Annotated in this window: 2 protein-coding genes; both read right to left on the bottom strand. The window is 46.3% G+C overall.

Going from position 1 to position 854, the window contains the following annotated elements:
- Window positions 1-703, bottom strand: a 703-nt coding sequence (locus R7O13_RS25460) for an ATP-binding cassette domain-containing protein (RefSeq protein WP_318305021.1), incomplete at its 3' end; no start/stop codon positions are given.
- Between the two features lie 22 nt (window positions 704-725).
- Window positions 726-854: RbsD/FucU domain-containing protein (locus R7O13_RS25455; protein ID WP_318305022.1), on the bottom strand; the 129-nt coding region annotated here is incomplete at its 5' end.

Genomic DNA, 854 nt, shown 5'->3' with positions numbered 1-854 from the left:
TTAAGCCGTCTTCATCCGTGTCTGCTACTCGGCATTCACCGATAAATTTACCGTCACGAAGCACGGTAATGTCGTCACAGATTTCAAAGATTTCTTTCAGGCGGTGTGAGATATATACAATGCCGCAGCCTTGCTCACGAAGCTCATTAATCACTTTGAACAGAGATTCGGTTTCTGTATCAGTAAGCGCATCGGTTGGTTCATCCATGATGATGACTTTCGATTCAAACGAGAGCGCTTTGGCAATTTCTACCATTTGTTGCTCACCCAAACTTAGATCACCAAGCAAGGTTTTCGAGCTGTGTTTCACGTTCAAACGTTGTAGAAGTCTGTCCGCTTCCGCGTACATTTTACTCCACTGAATGCGCCCCATAGAACCGGTAAATTCACGACCGAGAAAGATGTTCTCAGCGATTGTCAGTTCAGGGATTAAGTTCAACTCTTGGTGAATAATGCTGATGCCCGCTTCTTGAGAATCTCGCGGACCTTTAAATGCAGCAGGTTGACCCTGATACTGAATACTACCTGCATCCATATGATAAATACCGGTCAGCACTTTCATCAATGTTGACTTGCCTGCCCCATTTTCGCCCATGAGCGCCATAACACGACCTGGGTATACGTTCAGGCTCGCTTTATCTAGCGCCTTTACACCTGGGAACGCTTTTTCAATTTCGCTCAGTTGTAGAATGGCTTGAGTCATAATCTGTCCTCAATTCTCAGGCTTAAAAAACCACGCCCGCTTGGAAAATCACGTTCGCGTACGGTGTGCATTCACCGGTTCGAACCACTGCGCGACTTTGCTCGGTGCGTGCTTTAAAGGCCTCGTGCGAAACGTATTTGATTTCAATCGA

This window comes from Vibrio sp. Y176, from assembly GCF_033438945.1.
This window is presented reverse-complemented; position numbering and strand designations above follow the sequence as displayed.